Origin of the sequence: Marinobacter sp. AL4B (assembly GCF_019916045.1) — a bacterium.
Classification (GTDB): domain Bacteria; phylum Pseudomonadota; class Gammaproteobacteria; order Pseudomonadales; family Oleiphilaceae; genus Marinobacter.
The window spans coordinates 1,157,218-1,182,948 of sequence record NZ_JAILWZ010000013.1 but is presented as its reverse complement, the minus strand read 5'-3'; the positions used below and the strand labels follow the sequence as shown (position 1 = coordinate 1,182,948).

Below are 25,731 nucleotides of genomic sequence, written 5' to 3'. Positions count from 1 at the left end.
GGCAAAGCACATTACATCAATAGTAATTATTCGTCAGGAGTCTGGCTGGATGAAACGGCGAGGGCCTGTTCTATGTGTTTGTAGCTTATGCGGTTAGCGCTACTTTGAACCAATAGGCCTCAATCACACGCATAACCTCAACCAACCCCTGAAAACGGACGGGAACTCGGATCACTGACGCTGCGCCGTTCGAATACAGTCTGGCGAGGTCAAATGTCGCCTGTTCCGAGTAAAAAATGATCACGGGCACGTGACTGAATCGCTTCGATGATTTCACTTTCATAAGCCAATCATCGACACCGGCCGCCTCGTCCCTGATCAAGTACATCAACAAATGCGGCAACGCATCGGAATCCTCTGAGAGATCAGCGACACGCTCATCAAACTCCCCCTCGCTAGCCATCACCGTCAGATTGTGACCCAAGGCGTTCATGCGCAATGCTTCTTCGAGGTCGTCACCTTCTTTGCTCGCGGCAATCAACCACACGTTCAAACCGGCTTTCCGTGGATATAACATCGTTTCTCCCTAACTTTCTGCCTGGGTCGTCACTATGCCTTACCGTCCGCCCGCCCCCGCAAAGCCCATTCACTGGCTTCTTTAAAATTCTGGGGTTCGGACACGAGGTATCCCTGACCCAGCGAACATCCTATTTCACGAAGGGACGCCAACTGCTGGGGTGTTTCGATGCCCTCGGCTATGACCTCCATGCCTAAGGACTTTGCCATGGTCACAATTGCGGTACAGATCTCCGGTTCCTTCAATTCAACCGAACCTTCCGATACAAAACTTTTGTCGATTTTCACGATGTCAGCTGGGAATTGCCGTAGATAACGCAGGGAGGAGTACCCGGTCCCAAAATCATCGATGGCTATTTTAACGCCCAGGGCACGCAACCGAACCAGCTCGTTTGCTACCCGCCCATGTTCCTCACCACTGTCCAGCAAACTTTCCTCGGTGACTTCAACTTCAAGCTGCTCCAGCGCTATCCCGTTTGATGCCGCCAGCGTTTCTAGCGCATCCACAAACCTGCCGGACTTCAGTTGCAGTGGCGATACGTTGAGGGCAATTCGGCAATCCGATACACCCTGCTGTAACCACTCTCGCAAGTACTCGCAGACTTTCGATACCACCCACTCTCCAACGGGGACAATCAGGCCAGTCTTCTCGGCAACCGGAATGAATTCGAACGGAGATATCATCTCATCGGCACCCACATGCCAGCGCAATAAAGCTTCAAACCCCGTTAAACGCTGGTCCTCCAGCGCCCACTGCGGCTGCAGATACAATTCAAACTGGTCGTGCTCCAACGCGTACCGCAACCCTTTTTCGATATAGAGATGTCGCTCTAGCTGGGTTTGCAAATTGGCCGTAAAGCACTGAATCTTACTAACCCCGTTTCGTTTCGCCTCATAAAGCGCAATGTCCGCTTTTTGCATCAGTTTGATCGGTGTATCGCCGTTTTCCGGATACAACGCGACACCTACACTGGCGGTGATATTTAACTCGTGAGCGCCCACCGGTGACGGGCGTGATAAGGCAAGTACGATTTTATCGGCGACGGCCAAGGCATCACCAACACTGTGCAGATCATCGATGAGAATAGTGAACTCATCACCGCCAATCCGCGCAATGAAATCAGACTCACGAACAACCGCTTTCAAGCGATCCGATATCAACAACAACAACAAATCACCTGTGGGGTGGCCCAGCGAATCATTGATCTCCTTGAAGCGGTCGAGGTCAAGGAACAGCACGGCCAATTTACCGCCTGAGCGCTTGCACCGTGCCAGCGAGCTTTCAAGAATTTCTTCAAACAGCAGGCGATTGCCCAATCCTGTTAACGGGTCTCGCTTCACCAAACTCTGAAGTTCTAACTCAGCCTCTTTGTGCCGGATCGCATGGCGAATCGTACGTTCCAGCAACGACAAACTGATTTCACCCTTGGGCAAAAAATCGGCGGCGCCCAGTTCGAGCACCTCATCGTCTATTGTTTGCGAATCGGCCCCAGTCAAAACCACAATCGGAACTTCGCAATGGATCCGTCGGGCTTCGCGCAGGATGTCACAGGCGGTTTCCCGCCCCAGAAAATAATCCACCAGAAACACATCGCATTCCGGCGCCAACAATTCCTGGCGCGCTTCGTCCAGCGTGCCAAAATGGCACAACTGAAACCGATAACGTGTCGAGCCTAGGAGCAACTCGTCCAGAATAAGGAAATCAGCGGGGTCATCGTCGATAATATGAACCCGAATCGTTTTCTTATTGCTTACCACTAGGCAACTCCACTACTGAACACCAATAGGCGTGAAATGCTTTCACCTGGGCCACCAGTTTTTCGAAATCCACTGGTTTGGCAATGTAAGAATTGGCTCCCAACTGATAACTTTTGAGCACCTCCTCTTCTCTATTAGAGGTGGTCATCACGATGATCGGCAGAAACCGGAGACGCGGGTCTTTTTGGATTTCAGTAAGACATTCTCGCCCATCCATTTTCGGCATATTCAGGTCCAGGAGGATCAGCCCCGGCATGGGATACTCAACCTCATTGGTATACGGCGGCTCGCGCCTTAAATAGCGCATCAACTCAACGCCATTATCGACGAAGTAGAGTGGATTCACCGCCTTTGCCTCTTCAAAGGCCTCTTTCGTCAGCAATTGATCGAGCGGGTCGTCATCAGCCATTAGAATCGGTACGGACTTCAAAAGCTGTCTCCCGAGCCAGCAGCCTGCGGCAGGTCAAACCGGAAGCGGGCACCTTTACCCTCCTCACTCTCAGCAATGATTGAGCCACCGTGCCGTTCCACAATCTTGCGGCAAATGGCAAGGCCCATTCCGGTCCCCTCGTATTCACCCCGACCATGTAGCCGCTTAAACACGTCAAAGATCTGATCTTTATAGGCGCCGTCGAACCCAATCCCGTTGTCTGTGACGGTCACCTCGCAGCGACCGGGCAACATACTCGGGCGAGCAGTTATCTCGATCACCGGCGGGGTCTCGGGCGGGCAATATTTCAATGAATTGCCGATCAGGTTCTGCATCAGCTGCCGAAGCTGCGCTGGATCACCGCGAACCCAGCACAAGTCACCCACCTTAATCGTCGCTTGGCTCTCCTCGATACGGAGCTGAAGATCCCGGGTTGCGTCTTCAACAACCTGCTGCAAGCTCAGCTCTCCGTGACCTTCGTCGCTGGAACTGATTCGACTGTAACTGAGCAAGCTGTTAAGCAAGGCATCCATACGCTCGGCCGCCTCCCGTATATACCGTACAAACTGTTCGCCTTTTTCGTTGAATTCTCCGTACTTACCGGTCATCAGCATTTGGGTAAACGCCATCAGTTTTCGCAGCGGTTCCCGAAGATCATGGGACGCTATAAAAGCAAATTGCTCTAAATCTTCGTTGGAACGTTCAAGCGCACGCGTCTGGTGCTGCTGCTGTTTCTCCAGGCGTCGGCGCTGCTCAATTTCTTCTTCCAGCCTTTGCTTGGTGCGGGTCAGTTCTTCGATCTGCCCTTCCAGATCAAATCGCGCCTTTTCAAGGTTTTGTTCTATTTCAGTGCGGCGAACAATTTCCGACTGTAATCCCATGTTGGCAGCTTGCAATTCTGCCGGTCGAGGCAAAGCCAACGCCCGTGGGATCAGAGGCCAAACAAGAGCCGCGGTTATCAAGGAAACCACCGCCGTTAGCGCCTTGAGAAACCCGGAGAGATAATAGGCTCCGTTCCAGATGTTGTAGACCGCCATTAGGTGGGTCACGCCACAACAAAATATAAAAAGCGCAAACAACAAAAACATCCATTCAAACTCGATGTCTTTGCGTTTGTGGAGAAGCACGTATAAAGCCAGGGGAATGGTAAAGTAGGCGGCCGCGATGAGCGTATCGGAAATAGCATGAAGGGCTAAGAGGTCAGAACGCCAGAGGTAGCAATGGCCATGCCCCATGAACGTCATATCCAGCCACTCCGGCAGGAGGGATCCTGTGTCAGCCATGGCCTTCCCCGTTGACATTGACTACTCGCAACATGCACGAGATCGATTGATTGGTTATTGCTTTAACAATAGTCAATGAACCAAGGAGCGGCCAGCCGAAAGTCTATGCGCTAACTCAAACTCCACATTAACGGTAAAAATAGCGCCGTGAACACCCCAGTCAACCCCATCCCCAAAGACGCGAACGCACCGGCCATGGGACTGATTTCAAAGGCCCTGGCAGTGCCAATTGCGTGGCCATTCAAGCCCAGCGCAAAACCGATAATCCGGTCATCTTTGATGTTCAACCACTTCGCCATCCAGTCAACGAACAACGACGCCAGCACACCGGTAATCAGCAATGCGCCCAGCGTGAGTGAAATGGAGCCGCCGACCTGTTCCGCGATCCCCATGGCGATCGGTGCGGTCACGGATTTAGGCGCCAGGGAGGCCAGTACCAATGGCGTTGCGCCCATCAGCCAGGCAATACCGAGCGCATACACCGCCGCCAGCGTGGCCGCAACAGGTAAGGTCATCACGATAGGCTTCCAGAGCGCGCGAATGTGGTGCATCTGCTGGTACAGAGGCACGCCCAAAGCCACGGTGGTTGGCCCCAGCAGGACGGTCAGCCAGGCAGCCCCCGTGTAATATCGCTCAAATCCCAGCCCGGAGACGGCCACCACCACGGCCAATAAAACCGCCGCAATCAATACCGGCGGCATCCATAGGGGTTTTCGGAAACGGGCAAACAACCATTGCGCAGCGATAAACGCACCAAGGGTTAACGCAACGGACAACATAGGCCCAATTGTCAACGCCGCCAATGCATCCTTGGTTAGTGATGGTTCAGTCATGCTCACCTCCTTTTTCCACCACGCCAGCAACTGTCTTCATCAACAGCAACGTCGTAAAGACACTGAGCAAGGTACCCAGGATCAGCGCGACCAAAACGGTTGTCCAGTACCCGCTGAACTGGTCCACGATAAAAAAGGCGCCTACGACCCCCGGTGTAATGAGAAGTACCAAAACCGAGATCAACCCTCGGCTGGCTTCAGCGAGTTCGTCACTGACTTTTCCGCGGAGCATCAATGTGAACGTCACCATGATCATTCCGAGCACACCACCACTAACCGGCAGCCCAGCGATCAATCGCAACGCCTCACCCAATAAAAAGAACACCACCAAAACCAGAAAACCGCGCAACATCACCATACTGCTATGCACTGCCTCATCTAATTTGCTTTACACTACGCCCTGCCCGACTTAACAGACAGGATTCTCAATGGCACTAAAAGCCACTATCTTCAAAGCCACACTCCATATTGCGGATATGGACAGGCATTACTACAACGATCACCACCTGACCGTCGCGCGCCACCCGTCAGAAACCGACGAGCGCATGATGATCCGGCTATTAGCCTTCGCCCTGAATGCCAACGACACACTGGAGTTTACCAAAGGGCTCAGCAGTGACGACGAGCCGGAGCTTTGGCAAAAGTCCCTGTCGGACGAAATCGAACTCTGGATAGAGCTGGGCTTGCCCGACGAAGACCGCATCCGCAAAGCCTGCAACCGCGCGCAACAAGTCATACTTTACACCTACGGCAGTCGAGCGGTGCCCGTGTGGTGGGAAAAACACCATAACAAGCTAAAGAGATTTGGCAACCTGACAATTGTCGACCTGCCAGCCGACCCTCTGATTGAGTTGGCCGCTTTGGCAGAGCGGTCGATGACACTTCAGGTTTCTATTCAGGATGGCGAGGTGACGTTCAGCAACGACAAAGCTCTGGTGAGCATCACACCGGAGCAACGTTTACCACAACAATGACGACGCGACTTGTGCTCAAGGGCTAGACAGAAACCCCGTGCGCACGTAAGATTGCGCACTCGAAATTGATGAGCACTCACCGGTTTCGAATGCGCCCGTAGCTCAGCTGGATAGAGCGCCGCCCTCCGGAGGCGGAGGTCAGAGGTTCGAATCCTCTCGGGCGCGCCATAGATTTCAAGGCCTTACGTGAAAGCGTAGGGCCTTTTGTTTTATGGTGTCCAAGATTTAAATTACTTTTTCTTACTGCGAAAGTTTTAACACGCGTAGCACAGCCATTAAGGCACTCAAAGCCCCCTATACTGATAGTTTCCGACACAAGACTCAGTACTCCGAATCCATATAAAAAAATACCCCGGATACTGTCCGGGGTATTTTTCTGCCCACTGTAGAAACAGGTCTCTACAAAGTCTCTACATGCGCACTTCTACCTTTTTCACATGGGGAATCAGTCGCCAACGCTGCTCCCCGATCCGGCGCTGATATCCTTCAGGATAACCGTGCCATCTTCCGAGCCATCGGATACCCAAGGCTCATAACCGTCACTGCCATTATTCGCAACAAACAGGTATTTGCTACCCAGGTCGCCATTCACGGCCGGAGCCACCTGATACATGAACGTCAGCGGGAAAGGCTCCGAACCTTCGTCCACCCCGGTGTCATTGATATCCTTGACCAGCTCCGTTCCCTGGGAGGTGCCATCAGTCTTCCACAGTTCGGTACCGAAATCAGCGCCACCGGTGCCCTCGGTATCAGCCGCAAAGAACACGGTACCGTTAGCCTCCACCATGTACTCCACATCAGAGAAGGAATAATCTCCCGTGCTACGCAACGCCGCAGCAATGCCTGCAGGGCTATTGGCATTGTTCACGCGCAAAAGATACGGGGTTACACCGGATTGCTCCACGTACATAAACACACCCAGTGACGTGCCTACCAGCCGATCTTCATAAGGCTTGTTGGCTTCGCTGGCGCTCAGGTTGGTCACCGTGCTGCCGTCATACTCGAAGATATTCAGGTCTGAGGTGCTGGTTCCCTTATCCGCAACGAAATAGACCTTATCGTTGCTAGTCACCACATTCTCAGTGATCTCAAGCTGCACCGTGCTGCCACCATCATTAAAGGCAATTTCCTTGATGTTGCCATCTTGATCCAGCTCGTAGAGGCGCTTTTTATAATCTGATGAGTCTTTATACCCGGTAAACAGTAACTTGCCGTTGTAACCCAGCCAATCACTGTCATAAATATCATGCGGGTATGTCGACAGCGGGCTGCCAGCGGGGGCGGCGCCAGCCTCGGTAGCGACTTTCACGGTCCCAGCCACTGTACCATCGGTGAAGTAGACATCGTTATTGCTGGCCGATTCATCAAAGAAGAACAAGCCGCCATCCACCGCGGTCAGAGATTCAAGATCGTCATTACCAACAATCGTCGTCAGTACTTGGTGAGCATCGGAAGCAGGATCGAAAACTACCAGCTCGCGGCCCACACCACTGGCGTCATCCACCACTGCATTCATAAACAACTTCCCTGCCGCCGGCACCATATCGTACGGCTGGGCACTGCCGTTGGCATAGATATCCGCCACACGCTCGGTGCCCGCGCCGGTGCCGTCGGTGGCCCACAGCTCTACATCACCATTGCTGTCCTTGCCTGCAAAGTAGAACGTGCCGTCCAGCTCCGCCATGTAACCACTGCGATAACGACCCACTTCAAAACCGTTGTTATTGTCATCAACAATCTTGACGGTACCGGCGGCAGTACCATCAGTTTTATACAGGTACTCAGCAGGCAGTGCGGCCTTAGGGCTGACGTTGGCCCGAGTGCTGACTTTGGCAATGGCCACAGCACTACTCGCCTCAGCAGCAGGAAACACTACAAAACCATTTCCGGTTTCTGTCACTGTGGTGCCAGTCTCTCCGGTGTTTGACTCGGAAGAACCTCCCCCACCTGAACCCGAGGAGCCTCCGCCACATGCAGTCATCATGGTTGCTACCGCAATGGCGGCTCCCAGTTTGGAAAGTTGTTTCTTGTTCATCACGTTTACCCCGACAGTCCTGATTGTCCCAAAGAAGGATTCATTAGAGCACCGGGGCGAATTTTTTTTCTTCACCCTGATGGGTGAATTCCTTCAGAAAACACTTACAGGAGAATAGAATCGGGCTAGACTGAGCACCTTTATTTTGTTTGTGCGCCAAACATGCCAAAGTCCTTCCGACATGAGATGACAGATAATCGCGAACGCATTCTTCAGGAGCGCCACAACCTATTCATGAATGAGGTTGGGTCTCGCATGATCCTGTCATTCTGCATCGCCGCGGCACTTCCCCTTTTCTTTATGGATATGCTCAAGGAGCCCTCTTTTTTTGGTTGGTATGCGCTGCTCTTTTGCGTTGGGATACAGTCCTTTGCAATTACCCGTTTTTACAATGGCAACAGGGAACAGGAATCACAGAAAACCGGAAAATGGCACCGGATCAATCTTTACCTGGCCCTGATCTGGGCCATCCTTTGGTCTGCATTTCCTTATCTTTTCCTTCAGGGCACTACCCCTGTCATCCTGCTGACCTGCCTGGTGCTCCTATCCGTGGCCACTTCTGTGCCTTCTGTTTCCATGGGTGTTTACCCGGATATTTTTATCAGCTTTATCACTCCGGTTTTTCTGGCCTGGCTGGCTTTCATCCTACTTTTTGTTCCGGAATCACCTTTTATTATCAAGGTTATACCCCTTGCCAACCTGCTTTCCATGGTGCTGTTCAGTCTTTACGTTCATAAATCCCAGATCAGCACCATTGCCTTGCGAATTGAAGCGGAGAAGGCCAGCGAACTCGCCCACCAAGCCAGTGACAGTAAAACCCGTTTTCTCGCTGCCGCCAGCCACGATCTGCGCCAGCCTTTGCAGGCCGCCACCCTGTATTCCGCCATGCTCAAGAACAACCCGGAACCCCAGCCGGATATTGTTCGCAAACTGGATAGTGCCATTGCCTCGTGCAATGAACTGCTTGGACATTTGTTAATGCTCTCACGGCTTCAGTCCCAGCGGCTGAAACCCCGTAAACGGATCATTAACCTTGCCGAAACACTGCAACCCGTCATCGACGAAATCACCCCTCAGGCCCGGGCCAAAGGCCTGACCTTGGAAATGAATAACCTGGATGACCAGCACATTTTTACAGATGCGGTCATGTTCACCCGTATCGTCCGTAACCTGCTCAGCAACGCCCTCAAATACACACCCCGAGGGCAGATTCGCCTCAGTGCACGACAGGAAGGGAATCAGCTGCTGCTAAATATCAGCGACACAGGTATCGGTATCGACGAAGCCTATCAGTCCATGGTATTCGAGGAGTTCATGCAGATCGACGATGATCACAGCTCCCTCCAGAACGGCTTGGGGCTGGGACTGGCCATCGTCAGTAAACTTTCGGTCCTGTGTGATATCCCTGTAAACATGCAGTCACGCAAGGGGGCAGGAACCACATTCACCCTATCACTGGCTGCTGCCGCAACCCATCAGCCTCAGCCTGCCGACAATCTGGTCCAGCACCTGCCACTGTTCGAAACAGTCACAGTGCTACTGATTGATGATGATAAAGACATCACCGAAGCACTTGGCGGGTTACTGGAAAGTCGGGGGGCCACAGTCTCAGCCCACCACTCATTGGAATCGGCTCTTCAGGCACTGAACGAGAGAGGCCACCCGCCTTCGGTAGTGATTACCGATGACCAGATAGGTCCGACCACCAATGCAGGCTCTGTGATCGAAGCGATCACTGCCCTGTTTCGCCAGCCAGTGCCAACGCTGATCATTACAGGCAATACCAGCCCTGAATTTATCCAGACACTACCGGATGATATTGATGTGCTGTTCAAACCTGTAACTGCCGACGCACTGACGGCAAAATTGGCGGAAATGCTGTCGCTGCGGGGAGCCGCCTAAAGCAGCCCCAGATTGCGGGCTTTTGCTATACAGGCAGTACGGTTAACGACCTCCAGCTTTTCGTACAGAAGCCGCAAATGGGTCTTTACCGTGTTAAGACTCACAAACAACTGGCGTGCAATTTCCTTGTTGCTGTGACCTTCCTGCATCATCACCAGAATCGCCAGCTGCTGACGAGTCAGGGTAAGCGCTTCTTCTGGAGTGGAGCCAGACATCAGAAGAAAGGACTCTGAGAAATAGCTTCTGCCAGCCATTACCTCACGGATGGCAAACAGGATCCTGTCCACAGGTTCACTTTTGTCTACAAAGCCGTTGACCTTCAGTTGCAGCGCACGACGAACCGTAACCTCCGTGGCAGAGCCTGAACACACCAGCACGCGTGCATCGGCCATCCCCCCCCCAATCAGGTGCCACAGGCTCAGGCCATCCAAGTGCGGCATGGCCTGGTCAAGGATCACCAGATCATATCCTCGCAATAAAGGCCGTTTGTTCAGTAACCACCCGGGCTGGTGACAGGTGTCAATAATCGCATCAGCATAGCTGTTCTTTATTGTGAGAGTTAAAGCATCAGCGAAAAGTTGGTGGTCATCCACAATTAAAATTTTCAAACATACTACCTTGGAAATGTTTGACTAACAGCTAAGATTCACCGACATCGGCATAAGCCGGCAATAAATCGAAAATTTAGATGCTAACCTCCGGCTATTGCTCTTCGTGGAGCTTGGTGCTGAGATTATGATGGCATCAACAATTCTGCCTTCACGCAGCATGACGGACAAGGGATACGGAGGCCGTTCGTCCTGACCCTTGGGGTAAATAACGGACTACCTTCTTCTCCGGCGGCTTCCACGGAATCAGATTGTCCAACCGCTCCAGAAAGATCTCGGGGCGCGTCTTGCGCTTCTTGTTCTGGCACTCTGCTTGGGCAGGCCATAGATCTCAAGGCCTTACGCGGAATCGCAGAATCTTTTTGCTGAATGGGAATAGGTTAGCATTTGAAAGTCAGCCCTTAGCAAACTCCAGATATCGACTGGCGGCCTGTTTTTTCTCGTCTTGGCTGTTTAATAGCTCTAGCCTTAACCGGTCGATAATAAGCATGTAGCCGTCGAGGGGTGAGTCCTGTTCCCCTGCGTTTTTGGTTTCTTCGATAAAGGCTTTTTGCTTTTCTCGAATCTCGTTAAGCTTTTTCAGCGCACCGCGAATGGCTTCGATACGAGCACCTAAGAGCCCACCAATTTCGCCCTCTCCTTCACCACCCTCTGGTACGACGGCACCGTTGCTACCGATGCGCTGAACGGCCAAAGGAATCTCTTCCGTATTCTGCTCGGCCAGGGTAATTTCTTCGAGCGTGCGAACTTCGCCCTCTGTCGTCAGGTAGATACCAGAGGCCTGTATCTGCCCCAAGGGAATGCCTTGCCGATTCGTCAGGGTAAAGCTGTCTTCTGCGCTACCTACATACAATGCTTGCACGCCCACTTCCGCTAGCGACTTTAGCGTTTCAGAGCCATCAGCCGCTTGCACCCACACAGACAGTGAAGAGAACATGTCGTCGTTGGCATCAATCCACTGGTTGCCGTCGTCATCAAACCTTGCAAGTTCACTGAAGCCCGATCCACTTTGTGGCCCAAACAGCTCCGTGCCGTCGTCCACTTCGCCGTTGCCATTTCGATCAAACACAAGATAACCACTGCCACTTCCGAGGCTGGCGAACTGCGCAGTTTCTCCGTTTCCTTCCATATCGAATTCGAAAAGTGTGTCGGTCAACTGTGCAGTGGCACTGCCAAAGTTAATCACCAATGGATCCGTCATCGGACGCTCTTCAATCCGCAGGTTTTCGGAATATTCGTAGGTTTGCGATTGCGACTGGCGAAGCGACAGGGTGAAATCAATGGTTTCACCATTCTCAAGTGAGATGCTTCCAGTAGAGGTAAACGACCGGGTCTCACTTTGCGAATAGAACATGTAGCGATTCGCTTCAATGGACATACTGCCACTCGTTTGGGTAGTGGCATCGCCGCTCAAGGCGGCACGACCTACACTGAGAGCCTGTTGACCACGGAGGTATAAGTCTGTGGTTTTCTCTACCAGCTCCGCACTGGAATACACCTTATTGCTATCGCCACCACTAACTGTACCGGAGCTCGCAAACCCAAGGCGCTCCTGACTGCTGTAGCGATAACTGACATCACGCACAAGGTTGAGCTGCCTACCGCCACTCTGCGCATCTGGAAGGCCGCTGGAAAGGGGCTGCTGGTTAATCCGCAGTTGGCTTTTGCTAAAAGCCGTCTCTTGGCGTGAGCTCCCCTGAAGAAAGGATATTTGGCTGGATACGATCATGGCAGCTGCTTACCTCAAAGCTCATTAGGTACCAAATCACGTATCGGCTGATGAACCATTAACTTGAGCATTTCATGTACAAGCGCAAAGTGCAGCTGGACTTATCCCGGTGCAGTGGATACTCATAGCCTACGGAGGCTCGTTTGCTATGCAGATCAGGGTAAGTGCATGTCAATCAAAAAACTGACGGGTGAATTCAATCCTCCGGCGGGCGAGTCTCAGCTTGCCTTTGCGTTCCAATTCCTTCAGCAGGCGACTGATCACCTCTCTGGCAGTACCCAGCTCTGTGGCAAGCTCTTGATGGGTAATCATGAGAAATCCCTGCCCAGCCCGGGCTTCAAGCCAGCAAAAAAGACGTTCGTCCATACGTCGGAATGCGACTTCCTCAACCAAAAGCATCAAATCATTCAGGCGACGACCGTAGGAATCCATAATGCCGCGCCGAAAGCCCACTGACTGATCCATCAGGCGGTCGAAAACATCTCTCGGCATCATGAACACTTCCGTGTCTTCCTCAACGACGGCCTCTGCCCTGAAACCCTCGCCCGTCATCAGACACCCAATAGACAAGGTACAGATTTCATCTGCACCCATTCGATAAAGCACTATATTATTGCCGGACAACCCGGTCATTTGAACCTTTACGACTCCGCTCAACACAAGGGGAAGACCAGAACAGGGCTCTCCCGCACGGAACAAAATTTTTCCATGCTCAAAATGCATGGTCTGAAAAACACCCAATATCTCGCTGCGCAAGCTCTCGGGCAACGTATCAAAAATGCTATGGCGCACCCTCGGGACTCCCATGAAAAAACCGCACCTCGGTTATCAAAGCTGGCTAGAGCTTGTGTGACTTTATCACTGACTGAGCTTAGTAGTCGGCGCTACACTTTTTATATCATCTTTCAACCACACTGGAGTGCACACAATGAGTATCAATATGGGATCAGCAGACCGTGTCATTCGAGCTCTTGTCGGCGTTTTACTTCTGTCGCTCGTTTTCTTTGGCCCGCAGACACCCTGGGGCTGGATTGGGATTATCCCGCTAGTAACCGCTGCGGCCGGCAATTGTCCTGCTTACTCACTGCTCGGCATAAAGACCTGCAAAAAACGATCATAAAACGAGTCTAGAGAAAGGTGTAAAACGACCAAAGTACCGTTACAGGGTGAAAGCAAGCCTACAACCGCCTAACCCTGCAATCTAAAGCGGTGGCCAATTTGGAGGCCAACAGCTAAAGGCAGTCGGTATTTAAAAATTTCCTTGAGGAGCTTCCCCATGTTCAAATCCATTAAAGCCTTGGCCGCGGCTACGCTGATTGCCGCCGTACCTTTCGGTGTCCAAGCCGACAGCCATAACGGCAGCGTTGAAGAAGTGCTGGTAATTCTGTCCAGCGATTCCCTGCAAACCCAAGGCATGGCCATGGTTCTTTCAAACACCATGGCCCAACAAGGGGCCAAGGTAAACGTACTGCTTTGCGACCAAGCCGGGGATCTGGCGCTGAAGTCATACGAAGCGCCGGCGCTCAAGCCAAAGAATGTGACCCCGGGGCAAATGCTACGAAGTCTTCTCAAGCAAGGCGGCCAAGCAAAGGTTTGTGCGCTCTACCTGCCCAACAGCCCGTATGGCAAAGATGACCTGATCGACGGCGTCGGCGTTGCCATGCCGCCTGAAATGTCTGGCCAAATGCTGAACCCGAAAATCAGGACGTTCACGTTCTAAATACATGGTCGCCCGATCCGGCAGGCGCAGGGATGGCCCTGCTCAAGGACCCATAACAGACTTCAAAGGCTCCCTGCTGACGCGACTTCAGAGTCGGTAAGGAGATGATCCGGATTACGGACGATAGATCTTCTCGGGGTTGGGCGTAATGGAGCATGGCAGGCCGTCGTTCTGCCAGCCATTTACATTTCTCACGCCTTTTTCATGCCATTGGGGCAGCCCAACTCTTTGTCCAACCAGGAAGCTTGGGGTATCGCTTTTTATATGAACCGTCAGGAGAGTCTTCGACCCAAGTTCAAATACGGTTAGGTTTCACTTCTATTCTTGAGCAAAGCAACCACTCGAGTCTCAAGCTCATCCGGCGTGACCGATGCTTTCTGTACTACAGCGGCAACCTTCGTTGCGATTGCCCTTGGCACTTCGTACCCTGACAAGATGACAACCGGCACGTCAGGCTGAGATCGATGCAATGTTTCCCAGAGCGATAGCCCATCGCCATCCTCCAGCTTCAAATCCAGAAGAATCAAATCATAAGAAACCTGCCGAAGCCGTTCGTGTGCTTCCCGTAACGTTTCCGCGCGATCGACCCGTGCGACTGTAGCCAGTTGACCCCTGACCACCGCTGCCAGGTCGTCGTCATCTTCCACGTGCAGCACTCGGGCAACAACAGACTCCATTGGTAGGCGTACCTCTGCACGCGGAAACCGGAACCAGAAGCGCGCCCCGTCACCTTCCTGCGATTCGAACCCAATCACGCCACCCATTCGCTCAACCAACTCTCTGGTGACCGCAAGGCCCAGACCGGTACCACCTTTGACTCTATTTTCTGAAGAATCCGCCTGCGCAAAGCGCTCGAATATGCGACTCCGAAACGCTTTCGGTATACCTGGGCCGCTATCCACAACACTAATCAAGGCGCCATCCTCTGCATTGGGTTCACAATGGATGTCCACCATTGCACCGCGCGGTGAAAACTTGCAGGCATTAGACACAAGGTTGAACAAAACCTGCAAGAGCCGGTCCGGGTCGGCGTTGACGTGCCCCGAAGTATCACCGGTGATTCTAAGCTCCACGCCGTAAGGTATGGCGTAACCTTTCATCTGGTCTATGGCCTGCTCCAGAATCGCCGCAACCTCAATGCGTTGTATTTCGAGGTTCATTTCGTTGGCCGACAGTTTATTCAGATCCAACAGATCGTTAACCAACTGGATTAATCGCTGCGTATTCTGTTGAGCAATGCGCAGCATGCCACCTATCCGCTCCGGAATTTCCCCCAGCGCCCCTCCGGCAATCAGGCCCAATGACCCGGAAATGGACGTCAGCGGTGTGCGTAATTCATGGCTAACTGTCGAAACGAACTGATTTTTAAGCAATTCGTTTCGCTGGCTTTCGGACAAATCCCGGGCGACTAGCACCCACCTTGGATTCTGCTCGCTGGGACTCAGCACCTGCGTTAGACTGAGCTCCAAGGGCAGGGGCTGCTTGCCCACGATTGTCAGCGTCGTATTCCAGCGCGCAAGCAATCCTGCAGAGCCCTGACCGCTTGATCCGTCCAGTCGCTCGGTTAACTCTGGCAAACGAGCACTCAAAAGCGAGCCGGTGGCATCAGTCGGTAGCTCGAAAAGCGTCACGGCCGCCAGATTGTGGCCCACAATCTGGGTGTCCCTGTCGATCACCAGTACCGCATCGGCCAGAGAATCGAATAGCTGCAGCAGAAAAGCACCGTTTTCCTCCAATTCCTGCAGGGCCTGGTGTTCGACAGAGATGTCCTGAACCTGCGACACGAAATGCAGCGGCCGTCGATTCTCATCGCGAACCAAGCCTACTGATAGCAAGGCGTGCATGACCGAACCGTCGCGACGGTAGTAGCGTTTTTTCATCTGATATTGATCAATTCGACCAGCCAGCAAATCGTTCAGCAACGCCAGATCTGAGACCAGATCTTCCGGGTGTGTCAGAGTCTGAAAGTCGGTCCCCAGCAACGCCTCGCGCGAATAACCAAACAGCTTGGTTATGGCTTCATTCACATCCATCCAGCGCCCCTCCAGTGACACCAGAGCCATGCCCTGGGCCGCAGATTTGAATGCTTCACCAAACCGCTCGTTGGCAAGCTGCGCTTCTTGTTCCGCCCGCCTCTGGTCGGTCACATCAACCGCCATGCCCAGATAGCCAGTCGTTGCATTCTCATCATCTTTAAGAGCGCTCACCGACAACTGCACAGTACGATGCTCGCCATCTTTGCGGACATACGTCCATGTTGAGGTTTCCGGAATGCCTTCACGTGCCGACGCGACAAACACATCGAAACCTTCGACCTGCCTTCCGAACTTTTTGGAAAGCTCTGCGCTCCGTGCCGCTACTTCGGATTCCAGATGAAATAGCGCAGGCGTCTGGGCTCCTACCACTTCTTCGGAGCTATATCCCAGCAGCCTCTCTGCTCCTGAGTTAAAAAGTGAGATATAACCACGGGTATCGGTAGCAATAATGGCAACGCTCACAGACGCGTCGATAACGGACTCTAGATAGGCGCGCGTCTGTTGCAGATCACTGGAGGCGGCCCTGAGTTCAGTGATATCGCTCATGGTCACAACCGCACCGATTGGCCGGTCGAACGCATCCACGAGGCGCTGACCATTGCAAAGAACCACTCTTGGTGGTTGACCCTTCGCTCGGATCATCAGCTCCGCATTACGAACCAGCTCTCCCCGCCAGGCGCGCAGAAGCGGTACCTTTTCCGTGGCCAGCAAAGCACTGCCATCGGGTTCATACAGATCAAAATGCTTCGCCCAATGTTCTGGCGCCAGTAATCTTGGATCAACACCGTGCCACTGCCTTGCGGCCAGATTAAACTCTCTGAGATTGCCGTCACTGTCACAGGAAACCACGGCGTCTGGCATCGAATCGAGGAGAGTCGACAAGATTCTCGAGCTAACATCCGCTTGTTGCTGATAGCTCCAATCCTCAAGGCGGTCAACGGTTAGTAACGCCAGCCGCTCCAAGCCAGCCCGCTGTGCTTCCGTAAGAGGGCGATTCGGCGAAGTATCGAGCACACACAAAGTGCCGTAGGCAAAACCCGCGCGACCGACCAGCGGAGCACCGGCATAGTACCGAATATGCGGTTCACCAATGACCAACGGGTTCTCTGCGAAACGCTCATCAGCCTTCGTGTCCAACACTTCCAGGATACCGGAGCCCTGAATAGCGTGAGCACAGAATGATTCGTCACGCCCTGTTTGCTGGAACGAAACTCCTTTGGCCGCCTTGAACCACTGCCGGTCCCGATCGACCAACGACACCAGCGCGATCGGTTTTTCACAGATCTGAGCGGCCAGCTCGACCAGGTCATCAAAATGACGTTCCGGAGGGGAGTCGAGCACCCTAAGCTTGTTCAGTTCACGTAGACGCAGGGGCTCGTCGTCAGTAAGTTTGGCGGTGCGGAAGCGATTGGCGGCCATTGATCCTCTCAAATGGTTTCTTGGCTCTTATTATAAATCCCGACTAACCTTCCGAATCTAGCCAGTTACCGCATTTATTTCCATCACTTTCTCTCTTCCGGGGTGAGTTGGGACCGCCTACCTAGCGGGCCGCTCGGGCACCGGCTTGCGGCTGAATATCCCCACGATTGGCGTGCCCTGCTCCCTTAAGACCGGCTCGATGTCATCGTGCAGAGCTTGATACCGATAAAATGGCACACGCGGGAAGAGATGGTGAATGGAGTGCAAATTTTGTCCTAGCCAAAACCAGCCCAACGGTTTCATCCAGACCGGCATGATCAAGCTGTTGGTATTGCGGTAACGGGCCGGGTCCTGATAGGGAATGTGCGGCCGATAGGCAAACCAGTAGGCAGTGAAAAAGCCGCCCATAAAATAACTCACGAACAGCACCCAACCGGCATAAGCCGCATCCGTCAGCATGACAAAAACCACTCGCCAGCCCAGTGAAATAGCAATTTCGGTGCCATAGACCAAACGTTCTTTGAGGGTCGCTTTACGCCAGTGTGTGCGAAAAAAGAACGTGTTTTGCAGCCAGAGAAAGCGGAAAACAGTGACCACAGCCCCCCTCAGCCCCTTGCCCATTCCGCTGATCATATAATCCGGATCTTTGTCGGGCTGATTGGTGTACCGGTGGTGAGTCATGTGCTCCAGGCGATGGGAAGCGTAGGGAATAGCAATCAAGGGGGCCATCAGATAGCCGCAAGCGTCGTTTAGCCAACGCAAGTTCTCGTGTTCACCGTGAATATTGCCATGCACGGCCTCGTGCACCGGGGTATACGACATGTACGTTAACGCCGCCAACACCAACACTGCCGGCACCGGGCTCAGCCAGCCAATCGCAAACAACCACAACCCGGTCACGTAGCCCGCTAGCACCAAAACAACCAGCACCACCGTTGGCCACGCCATCTCGCCCATATAAAGTTTGGCAAATTTTACCGCTTCGCGGTTTGGACTCTTATTTTCTTGCGACATAGCTCTGGTCTCATGGGAAGGATTCGAACACCCCATCAATCTAGTCACCCGCGACACTTTGCCCAAGGGCATCTATGGCCAATCACGGGACTCTTTAGGCCAAGTACCATGCAGGCACCTAAACCGATACACTTTGCCCATGCGAAAACAAGAACCCACGCTTCACCCAATTGCCATCAGCCAGGTCATGATTAACTTTGCTGCCAGTCACGGTATCGCGGAGAACATTTGCCTGAACGGAACGACCATCACTCGCGAGGATTTACAGGACGGGGAAGCGCTGATTACTCGGGCACAGGAAATTCGGCTGATCGAGAACCTGATTCAGGCAATCCCGGAGGAGCCCGCCCTAGGGTTCAAGCTGGGACTGCAGTACAACGTGTCAACGTTCGGAGTGTGGGGGTTCGCCCTGCGAACCAGCCGAACTTTGCGGGATGCCGCCAACACTGCACTTCGTTACCTACCCTTAAGCACCGCCTACTGCCGTATGTACACGTTTGAAGAGGATGGTTGTTTCGGAATAGGCCTGGACCCGGAACCTATCCCCTCTCATTTAAGCCAGTTCCTGCTTGAACGAGATCTGGCCACCGGAATCAATCTACTGAAAGAACTTAGCCTATCTGGGCTAAGCATCTGTGCCGCCGAATTGCAGGGCTCACCGCCCGACTATGCAGAACTGTTCACGGACACCATGGGCGTAGCACCCCGATTCCAAAGTAGCCGAAACGCCATGTTAGTTTCCGCGGAAGCAGCTGACCAACCTCTGCCCACGTTTAGCCCAAGACTCGTTCGCATGCTGGACGATCAGTGTCGAATCCAGCTTGAACAAAGGCAAACCAGCGGCCTGACAGGACTGGTGCGGCAACAAGTACTGGGTTCGTTAGGACTGGTCTCCACGCTCGACGAAGTCGCCAGTAAACTCGCTATGTCACCCCGTAGCCTGCGCCGAAAACTGGAACAGGAAGGCAGCAGTTTTCGGGCAATCGTTGAAGAAGAACGGCGCCAAACTGCCACTCAAATACTCAGCGGCAGCGAAATGAAGCTGGATGAGCTGGCCATCCACTTGGGCTACACCGATACGGCCAGCTTTACTCGCGCATTCCGAAGATGGATGGGCGTGTCACCGGGTGAGTATCGCAGGCAGAACCAACATAGTTCTTGAAAAATCAGTTCAACACGCACCTCTCAGAAGCCGAATACTGACGGCGATACTGGTCCGGTGTGAGGCTAAACCAGCGTTTAAACGCCCGCCGAAAATTCGCGCTGTCGTGGTAATTCAATAACCCTGCGACCGCCTCCACCGACAGTGTACTGTCCAGTAAGTACCCCACCGCCTGTTTCGACAGAATATCATCCCGCACCTCTCGAAAACTGGTGCCTTCCTGCTTCAGCCGCCGGGCCAACGTGCGCTTACAAATAAACAGAGCCGCTGCAACCTCCTCCTCATTCAACACGCCAGGTGGGTGCGACAGCATCATCTTCTGCACCTGATACTTGCAGGCACTTTTATTCGGATTCAACTGCGCCAGCATCGCCTCGCAATGGCGCAGTGCCATGACATAACTTTCGTGGTTGGCAGAAGCATTCGGGACCTTGCAGACATCAAGAGGGACTCTCAACACATAGGCATCGGCACCAAATCCGATGGCTGCCGGAATATCGACGGCATAACGCGCCGAGTATGCAGGCTCTTGGTGCATGAAATTGATACAGGCCTCACGCAACGGCCGCCCTACGATGAACTCGGCCGTGTCGAAAAAAATCACGGTGAATATCTCGCTCAGTAGGCGAAGAAGTTCCTCTTCCAGTTCCACGGCGTATTCGCAGCTTAGTTCCAGCCATTCGCCCTCAACGACCAAATCAAGCCGAGCCAGATTCATACGCGTTGGCAAATAGGCCTGGAACGCCTGCAGAGCCGTGAGCAAATCCGGGCTACTGTTCACCAGAAAACCCAGTGCGCCATGAGTGGGTGAGGTCAACCTTTGACCTAAACGCAGCCCGAAGGCGTCATCCTTAGCAATCCGTAAACAGTTTCTCAGAATCTGAAGTTGCTGATACGGCGTCAGCAACGTGCTTTCCTGTAAAAACTGCTCCACAGACAGCTGCGTACCCAGCAGGACCTCCGACACGTCACGGGACAGCAAGCCCAACTCTCGCGCAGCTAAGCGGCTATAGCTGGAGGGAATGCTGGGCCCATCAACATCAACTGCGCTCGTCATGTTTGTTATATCCGTTCGTTAATGTGTTGCTGAAACGTGCAGCTTATCGCTCACACATTAATCAAGAGTCTTTTAATGACCCCCACCTGTCAAGTAATGACCTGCCTGAGGAACACAGCAAAACGTAACCTGCGCTGAGAACAACAATTCCTTGAAATAACACAAACGAGGTGTTTATGGGGCAGATCACGTTCATCGAGCACACAGGCGCAGAACATGTGGTGGAGATTGAAGAGGGCCAATCCCTGATGCAGGCAGCCGTGGATAACGGCATTCCCGGAATCGACGCAGACTGCGGGGGAGCCTGCGCCTGTGGCACCTGCCATGTCATTGTGGACAACAACTGGATTCAGGCCACCGGTAACATCAATGCCGATGAGCTGGGCATGCTGCAACTCACTCCCGACAAATCCGAAACTTCACGCTTGTCCTGCCAGGTCACCCTCTCGGAATCCTTGGACGGGCTGGTCGTGCGGCTGCCGGAGTTTCAAATGTAGGCACGCACCCACGAAACCGGTTTTTATTCGATGATCATTATTCAATAAAAAAAGCTGACCCCGGAGGTTTGCATGAGCCTACTTAGCCCCTTACTTGAACCTGTAGCAAACAAAGCCGCTGCCGCGGTACCTATCCACTGGCAAATCAAAGGTATGCACACGTTTCAAAACCTCAAGAAACGCGCAGGAAAACGTGAAAACCCGCCTGTTTTCAAAGAGATTCCGCTACCCGATGTGTCTTCACTCGCGTTGGAGGACATCGATGTCAGCAACCCGTTTCTGTACCGGCAAGGCCTATGGCATTCCTACTTCAAACGATTGAGAGACGAATGCCCGGTGCATTATCAGAAGAACAGCCCTTTCGGCCCTTTCTGGTCGGTAACCCGCTACGAAGACATCATGTTCGTGGATACCCACCATGAACTGTTCTCGGCGGAACCCATTATTTCGCTGGGCCCACCGCCGCCGGGCCTGGAAATCGAAACCTTCATTGCCATGGATCCACCCAAGCATGATATTCAACGTCAGGCGGTTCAGGGCGTGGTGGCGCCTAAAAATCTGGCGCAAATGGAAAGTCTGATTCGCAGCCGGACAGCGGATGTACTGAATCATTTGCCGATAGACCAACCCTTTGACTGGGTGCAACACGTGTCGATCGATCTGACCTCCCGCATGCTGGCTACCCTGTTCGACTTCCCTTATGACCAACGTCATAAACTGGCGTATTGGTCAGATATGGCCGCAGCCCCACCGGAATCGACCGGCGGCACCGCCGACATCGACGAATCCTTCCGAGCATCCGCTGACATGGCCAGACAGATGTCGTTGTTGTGGCGGGAGAAAGAAGCCCGGAAAGCCGCTGGCGAAGAGCCCGGATTCGACCTGATCAGCTTGCTGTTGGCGAATGAGAACACGCGTACCATGATTAACCGCCCAATGGAGTTTCTGGGCAATATGGTACTGCTAATCGTGGGCGGCAATGACACCACTCGCAACTCCATGACCGGCGGGGTGCTAGCACTGAATCAATTCCCGGCCGAATTCTCCAAGCTCAAACAGAATCCAAGCCTGATCCCCAGCATGGTGTCGGAGATTATTCGCTGGCAAACGCCTTTGGCTTACATGCGTCGCGTTGCAAAGCAGGACGTTGAACTGAATGGCCAAACGATCAAAAAAGGCGACAAGGTGGTGATGTGGTACGCCTCAGGCAATCGGGATGAACGGGCGTTCGAGCAAAATCCAGATCTGTTCATCATTGACCGCAAGAACGTGCGCAAACACCTGTCTTTTGGCTTTGGCGTACACCGCTGCATGGGCAATCGTTTAGCGGAAATGCAATTGCGTATTCTTTGGGAGGAAATCCTGAAGCGCTTCGACGACATTGAAGTGTTGGAAGAGCCTGAGTACGTGCAGTCGAACTTTGTTCGCGGCTATACCAAAATGATAGTGAAGCTTAAGAAAACAGACTAAAGCCCTCGGCCTCACGAGGTGTCGAGGGCTTTAGCGCCTTTAGGTATCGCGCCTGATCACTGGTGGTGTGTGCGCTTTCATGGGCGGCACCTCACCACGGTATGCCTCAATGTCGACCAGGCAGGTCATGGCGCTCGGGCCTTGCGACAGACGCGAGGTTCCCTCGTCTCGCGTCAAAACATTCGGGTTACCGTGCCGACAAGACACATCCAAATTGCCCGATTCTGGCGGATCAAACCAAGCCCCGGTACTTACCTGTAAAACACCTTGGCGCACTTCGTCACTCACTACCGCTGAACACAAACAAGCGCCCCGGCCATTAAAGATACGTACCAGGGTGCCATCCTGAATATCCCGATTCGCTGCGTCGATCGGGTGAATAACAACCGGTTCACGCCCGTTTATCTTTGAGTTTCGGCTGAGAGAACCGTGATCCAACTGAGAGTGCAGCTTCGTTTTTGGCTGGTTAGAAATCAGGTGCATCGGGTATTCAGGGCTTTCTTGCCCCAACCACTCCTCAGGATCATTCCAGAAAGGGTATCCCGGGCATTCTTCATAGCCGAAACTTGCCACCGTTTCAGAAAAGATCTCTATTTTTCCGCTGGGTGTTCGCAATGGGTTTGCCTGCGGGTCATCGCGAAAGGCTTTTAAAAGAACCTGAGGTTCTGATGGCATCGCATTTTCAAACCAGCCTTTACTCTTGAACGCCTCAAAACCCGGTAATTCGATGCCGTTCTTACCCGCTTTTTCCCGGGTTTCGTTGTAAATCACGTTCAACCATTGCTCTTCGTCCCGACCTTCCGTAAAGGCTTCTCGTGCTCCAAGTTCTTCTGCCAGTTTACTAAAAATGTCATAGTCCGACAGGCTTTGGCCCGCGGGCTCCGCCGCTTTTTGCATATAGACAAGGAAAGGATCTCGACTGGAAGATGCAATATCATTGCGCTCCAAAAACGTCGCTGCCGGCAGCACAATATCCGCGTGTTTCGCCTGAGCATTCCAACACCATTCATGAACAATCACCGTATCCGGTTTCTGCCACGCAGCCCTCATTCGAACGAGATCCTGATGGTGGTGAAACGGGTTTCCGCCCGCCCAATAAATCAGTTTGATCTCAGGATAGGTTCCGGTTCTCCCGTTGTATTCGAAAGTCTCACCCGGATGCATCAGGAGGTCGGTAATTCGAGCAACGGGAATAAAACTCTCTACAGGATTGCTTCCTTGGGGCAGGGCCGCCCCGGGAATGCCTTGGTAATTAGCTCCGATAGCATTCATGGCGCTGTAACCAAAGCCGATGCCACCGCCTGGAAGCCCAAGTTGCCCCAACATTGATGCGACCGCTATCGCAGCCCAATAGGGTTGTTCGCCGTTGTCCTGACGTGTCAGGGACCAACTCACAGAGATCATCGTACGCTTGCGAGCCATATCGCGCGCAAGGTCGCGGATACGCTCTGCAGGTATGCCCGTTTTGACCGCAGCCCAGTCACCGTCTTTTTTTATACCATCGGTCCTTCCCACCAGGTATGCCTGAAACGTCTCATAACCAACCGTATACTTGGAGAGAAATTCTGTGTCGGCTAACCCCTCGTCCTGGAGGGTGTAAGCAATGCCGAGCAGCAATGCAACATCGCTGCAAGGATAAATTGCTAACCAGTCAGCATTCATTTCCTCGAGAACGTCTGAGCGCAACGGGCCGACATTTACCACCTTCGTTCCATTGGCAGCGGCCTCCCGCATGCCTCGCTTCTGCACGTGACGACCTACTCCGCCATTCGTTACCTGGCCATTCTTTGTCGGAGCCCCGCCAAACGCGACGAACAGATCCGTGTGTTCCTTAATAACATCCCAGCTGGTTGCACCATTTACCATGGAGTAGAAGTCTCCAAGTACGTGCGGCAACGTGACTTCTGCAGCGGCATAGCTATAAGTATTCAGTGAGTACGTATAGCCCCCAATCGAGTTGAGAAACCGTTTGAGCTGACTCTGTGCATGATGAAACCGCCCTGCGCTAGACCACCCATAAGAACCGCCGAAAATGGCTGGGTTGCCGTAGCGATTTCGAACGCGATTTAGCTCTGCTACGACCAGCTTGATCGCCCTAGGCCATGAAATTTCGACAAATTCATCGGCACCGCGCTTCCCATCCGCGTGGCCCGGGCCATGTTCAAGCCATCCGCGTCGAACCATTGGCGCCTTGATACGTGTCGGACCATCCAATACATCCACAATACCTTGACCAATGGGAGAAGGATCTTCGTCCTTCTCAAATCCCTTGAGCGCGACAACACGCCCATCTTTGGTACAAACACGGTAGGTTCCCCAATGGCTGCTGGTCAGGGTTCCTTCGGTTTTATGCTCAGGTTTCATCGATCAAGCCTCTTACTGTTGTTGTTTTCTCACAACATCATAGGACAAAACCGAGTACATGTACTCGGTAATCGAAATAAAAACCAATTATTTTTACTTGATAAATTTCAAGAGATCAGGCCTCAAACGATGTAAAGGCAAAAGCAGCCGAGCGCAAACACTCAGGATGTCGTGCACGTCGTCGGTCATGGGAGAAAATTGAAAACGCACCAGGGAGGTGAGCTACAAAATTTGAGAAAATACGGTGCCCACAGAGATCGGCAGGGGCAGGCACCGATTAGACTGAATTACTGAGCTATGCCCCGAACGAGCCCCAAGGCAATGGCTACTTGCACCAGTTCGGCGAATGAATCAACTTTCATCTTAGCCATCATGTTCGCCCGGTGCCCTTCAACCGTTTTCCTGTTGATACCGAGTTCATCGGCCGCATCCTGATTCGATAGACCTTTCACAATCAGCTCCAAAACTTGGCGTTCTCGGCGGGTCAGGCTGTCATAGCGCTCCCGGATCCTCGACTGCGAGCGACGCTGAGCAAATCGGGCCCGATCTTTCTCCAGAGCATTGTGAACGTGATCAATAAGCACTTGATCATCAAACGGTTTTTCAATAAACGTAATCGCGCCTTGCGTCAACGCTGTCACTGCCATATCCACATTTCCGTGGGCGGAAATCATGATTACAGGCAGTTCGATATTGTATTCAGGCAACTTCTTTTGAGCGTTAATACCACTAAGACCGGGCATTCGCACATCCATCACAATACAACCGCTCGCACGCGCATCGAAACCCTCGAAAAAAGCCAACGCATTTTCGTAGGACTGCACGTTAAGGCCAACAGACTCAAGCAGCCACTTTAAAGAGTCTCTTACGTCCGTATCGTCATCAATAACGAAAACTGTTTGTGCATCTTTATTCGGGTTCATG

At 52.9% G+C, this 25,731-nt stretch carries 22 protein-coding genes and 1 tRNA gene; 8 read left to right on the top strand and 15 right to left on the bottom strand.

Annotated elements, in window-relative coordinates; all coding sequences use genetic code 11:
- Nucleotides 1-85 precede the first annotated feature (85 nt).
- From K5L82_RS15720 to K5L82_RS15695, 6 genes are all read right to left on the bottom strand, one after another.
- Complete coding sequence (locus tag K5L82_RS15720) at nucleotides 86-517, bottom strand: hypothetical protein (RefSeq protein ID WP_223134799.1); 432 nt, start codon at nucleotides 515-517, stop codon at nucleotides 86-88.
- A 32-nt stretch (nucleotides 518-549) separates the two neighbouring features.
- Nucleotides 550-2,274 (bottom strand): putative bifunctional diguanylate cyclase/phosphodiesterase, encoded by a 1,725-nt coding sequence (locus tag K5L82_RS16760; RefSeq protein WP_223134798.1) that lies wholly within the window; start codon nucleotides 2,272-2,274, stop codon nucleotides 550-552.
- Complete coding sequence (locus K5L82_RS15710) at nucleotides 2,261-2,704, bottom strand: response regulator (protein WP_262492671.1); 444 nt, start codon at nucleotides 2,702-2,704, stop codon at nucleotides 2,261-2,263. Before K5L82_RS15710 ends, K5L82_RS16760 begins: the two co-directional genes overlap by 14 nt.
- Entirely contained in the window at nucleotides 2,701-3,987 is a 1,287-nt protein-coding gene (locus K5L82_RS15705) for a sensor histidine kinase (RefSeq protein ID WP_223134797.1), read from the bottom strand. The genes K5L82_RS15710 and K5L82_RS15705 overlap by 4 nt, the downstream gene beginning before the upstream one ends.
- Before the next feature lie 110 nt (nucleotides 3,988-4,097).
- Nucleotides 4,098-4,820 carry an LrgB family protein gene (locus K5L82_RS15700; RefSeq protein WP_223134796.1) on the bottom strand — a complete coding sequence of 241 codons (723 nt, stop codon included), beginning with the start codon at nucleotides 4,818-4,820 and terminating at the stop codon, nucleotides 4,098-4,100.
- A complete protein-coding gene (locus K5L82_RS15695; protein ID WP_223134961.1) occupies nucleotides 4,813-5,178 on the bottom strand; it encodes a CidA/LrgA family protein in 366 nt (121 codons plus the stop codon). Before K5L82_RS15695 ends, K5L82_RS15700 begins: the two co-directional genes overlap by 8 nt.
- A gap of 70 nt (nucleotides 5,179-5,248) precedes the next feature.
- Between K5L82_RS15695 and K5L82_RS15690 the strand changes: the two genes are divergently transcribed.
- Nucleotides 5,249-5,794 (top strand): YaeQ family protein, encoded by a 546-nt coding sequence (locus K5L82_RS15690; RefSeq protein ID WP_223134795.1) that lies wholly within the window; start codon nucleotides 5,249-5,251, stop codon nucleotides 5,792-5,794.
- A 91-nt stretch (nucleotides 5,795-5,885) separates the two neighbouring features.
- Nucleotides 5,886-5,962, top strand: a tRNA-Arg gene (locus K5L82_RS15685).
- Between the two features lie 277 nt (nucleotides 5,963-6,239).
- On the opposite strand, the gene K5L82_RS15680 is transcribed toward K5L82_RS15685, so the two are convergent.
- Nucleotides 6,240-7,829 carry a hyalin gene (locus tag K5L82_RS15680; RefSeq protein WP_223134794.1) on the bottom strand — a complete coding sequence of 530 codons (1,590 nt, stop codon included), beginning with the start codon at nucleotides 7,827-7,829 and terminating at the stop codon, nucleotides 6,240-6,242.
- A gap of 186 nt (nucleotides 7,830-8,015) precedes the next feature.
- Between K5L82_RS15680 and K5L82_RS15675 the strand changes: the two genes are divergently transcribed.
- Nucleotides 8,016-9,731 carry a hybrid sensor histidine kinase/response regulator gene (locus tag K5L82_RS15675; RefSeq protein WP_223134793.1) on the top strand — a complete coding sequence of 572 codons (1,716 nt, stop codon included), beginning with the start codon at nucleotides 8,016-8,018 and terminating at the stop codon, nucleotides 9,729-9,731.
- Here K5L82_RS15675 and K5L82_RS15670 read toward each other — a convergent pair.
- The 3 genes from K5L82_RS15670 to K5L82_RS15660 form a co-directional block, all read right to left on the bottom strand.
- Nucleotides 9,728-10,324, bottom strand: coding sequence for a response regulator transcription factor (locus K5L82_RS15670; RefSeq protein WP_316933416.1), 597 nt, complete (start codon nucleotides 10,322-10,324; stop codon nucleotides 9,728-9,730). The two genes, K5L82_RS15675 and K5L82_RS15670, sit on opposite strands and share 4 nt — an antisense overlap.
- Before the next feature lie 409 nt (nucleotides 10,325-10,733).
- Nucleotides 10,734-12,068: a hypothetical protein gene (locus K5L82_RS15665; protein WP_223134791.1), complete on the bottom strand. Its 1,335-nt coding sequence runs from the start codon at nucleotides 12,066-12,068 to the stop codon at nucleotides 10,734-10,736.
- Between the two features lie 171 nt (nucleotides 12,069-12,239).
- Nucleotides 12,240-12,860, bottom strand: a complete 621-nt coding sequence (locus K5L82_RS15660; RefSeq protein WP_316933412.1) for a Crp/Fnr family transcriptional regulator — start codon at nucleotides 12,858-12,860, stop codon at nucleotides 12,240-12,242.
- Nucleotides 12,861-12,996: 136 nt separating this feature from the next.
- Here K5L82_RS15660 and K5L82_RS15655 point away from each other — a divergent pair, with 136 nt between their 5' ends.
- Nucleotides 12,997-13,188: a DUF2892 domain-containing protein gene (locus tag K5L82_RS15655; RefSeq protein WP_223134789.1), complete on the top strand. Its 192-nt coding sequence runs from the start codon at nucleotides 12,997-12,999 to the stop codon at nucleotides 13,186-13,188.
- A gap of 156 nt (nucleotides 13,189-13,344) precedes the next feature.
- On the top strand, nucleotides 13,345-13,788 hold the full coding sequence (locus tag K5L82_RS15650) for a hypothetical protein (RefSeq protein WP_223134788.1): 444 nt from the start codon (nucleotides 13,345-13,347) through the stop codon (nucleotides 13,786-13,788).
- Nucleotides 13,789-14,093: 305 nt separating this feature from the next.
- Here the strand turns inward: K5L82_RS15650 and K5L82_RS15645 are convergent, their stop codons facing one another.
- Nucleotides 14,094-17,243, bottom strand: coding sequence for a PAS domain S-box protein (locus tag K5L82_RS15645; RefSeq protein WP_223134787.1), 3,150 nt, complete (start codon nucleotides 17,241-17,243; stop codon nucleotides 14,094-14,096).
- 117 nt (nucleotides 17,244-17,360) lie between these two features.
- A complete protein-coding gene (locus tag K5L82_RS15640; RefSeq protein ID WP_223134786.1) occupies nucleotides 17,361-18,257 on the bottom strand; it encodes a fatty acid desaturase family protein in 897 nt (298 codons plus the stop codon).
- A gap of 139 nt (nucleotides 18,258-18,396) precedes the next feature.
- Between K5L82_RS15640 and K5L82_RS15635 the strand changes: the two genes are divergently transcribed.
- A complete protein-coding gene (locus tag K5L82_RS15635; protein WP_223134785.1) occupies nucleotides 18,397-19,419 on the top strand; it encodes an AraC family transcriptional regulator in 1,023 nt (340 codons plus the stop codon).
- Nucleotides 19,420-19,423: 4 nt separating this feature from the next.
- Here the strand turns inward: K5L82_RS15635 and K5L82_RS15630 are convergent, their stop codons facing one another.
- Entirely contained in the window at nucleotides 19,424-20,476 is a 1,053-nt protein-coding gene (locus tag K5L82_RS15630) for an AraC family transcriptional regulator (protein ID WP_223134784.1), read from the bottom strand.
- A 176-nt stretch (nucleotides 20,477-20,652) separates the two neighbouring features.
- Between K5L82_RS15630 and K5L82_RS15625 the strand changes: the two genes are divergently transcribed.
- Both K5L82_RS15625 and K5L82_RS15620 read left to right on the top strand, forming a co-directional pair.
- Nucleotides 20,653-20,973: a 2Fe-2S iron-sulfur cluster-binding protein gene (locus K5L82_RS15625; RefSeq protein WP_133006726.1), complete on the top strand. Its 321-nt coding sequence runs from the start codon at nucleotides 20,653-20,655 to the stop codon at nucleotides 20,971-20,973.
- 72 nt (nucleotides 20,974-21,045) lie between these two features.
- Nucleotides 21,046-22,443, top strand: coding sequence for a cytochrome P450 (locus K5L82_RS15620; protein ID WP_223134783.1), 1,398 nt, complete (start codon nucleotides 21,046-21,048; stop codon nucleotides 22,441-22,443).
- A 39-nt stretch (nucleotides 22,444-22,482) separates the two neighbouring features.
- Here K5L82_RS15620 and K5L82_RS15615 read toward each other — a convergent pair whose 3' ends face one another.
- Both K5L82_RS15615 and K5L82_RS15610 read right to left on the bottom strand, forming a co-directional pair.
- Nucleotides 22,483-24,807 carry a molybdopterin guanine dinucleotide-containing S/N-oxide reductase gene (locus K5L82_RS15615; RefSeq protein WP_223134782.1) on the bottom strand — a complete coding sequence of 775 codons (2,325 nt, stop codon included), beginning with the start codon at nucleotides 24,805-24,807 and terminating at the stop codon, nucleotides 22,483-22,485.
- A 287-nt stretch (nucleotides 24,808-25,094) separates the two neighbouring features.
- On the bottom strand, nucleotides 25,095-25,730 hold the full coding sequence (locus tag K5L82_RS15610; protein ID WP_223134781.1) for a response regulator transcription factor: 636 nt from the start codon (nucleotides 25,728-25,730) through the stop codon (nucleotides 25,095-25,097).
- Between the last annotated feature and the right edge of the window lies 1 nt (nucleotide 25,731).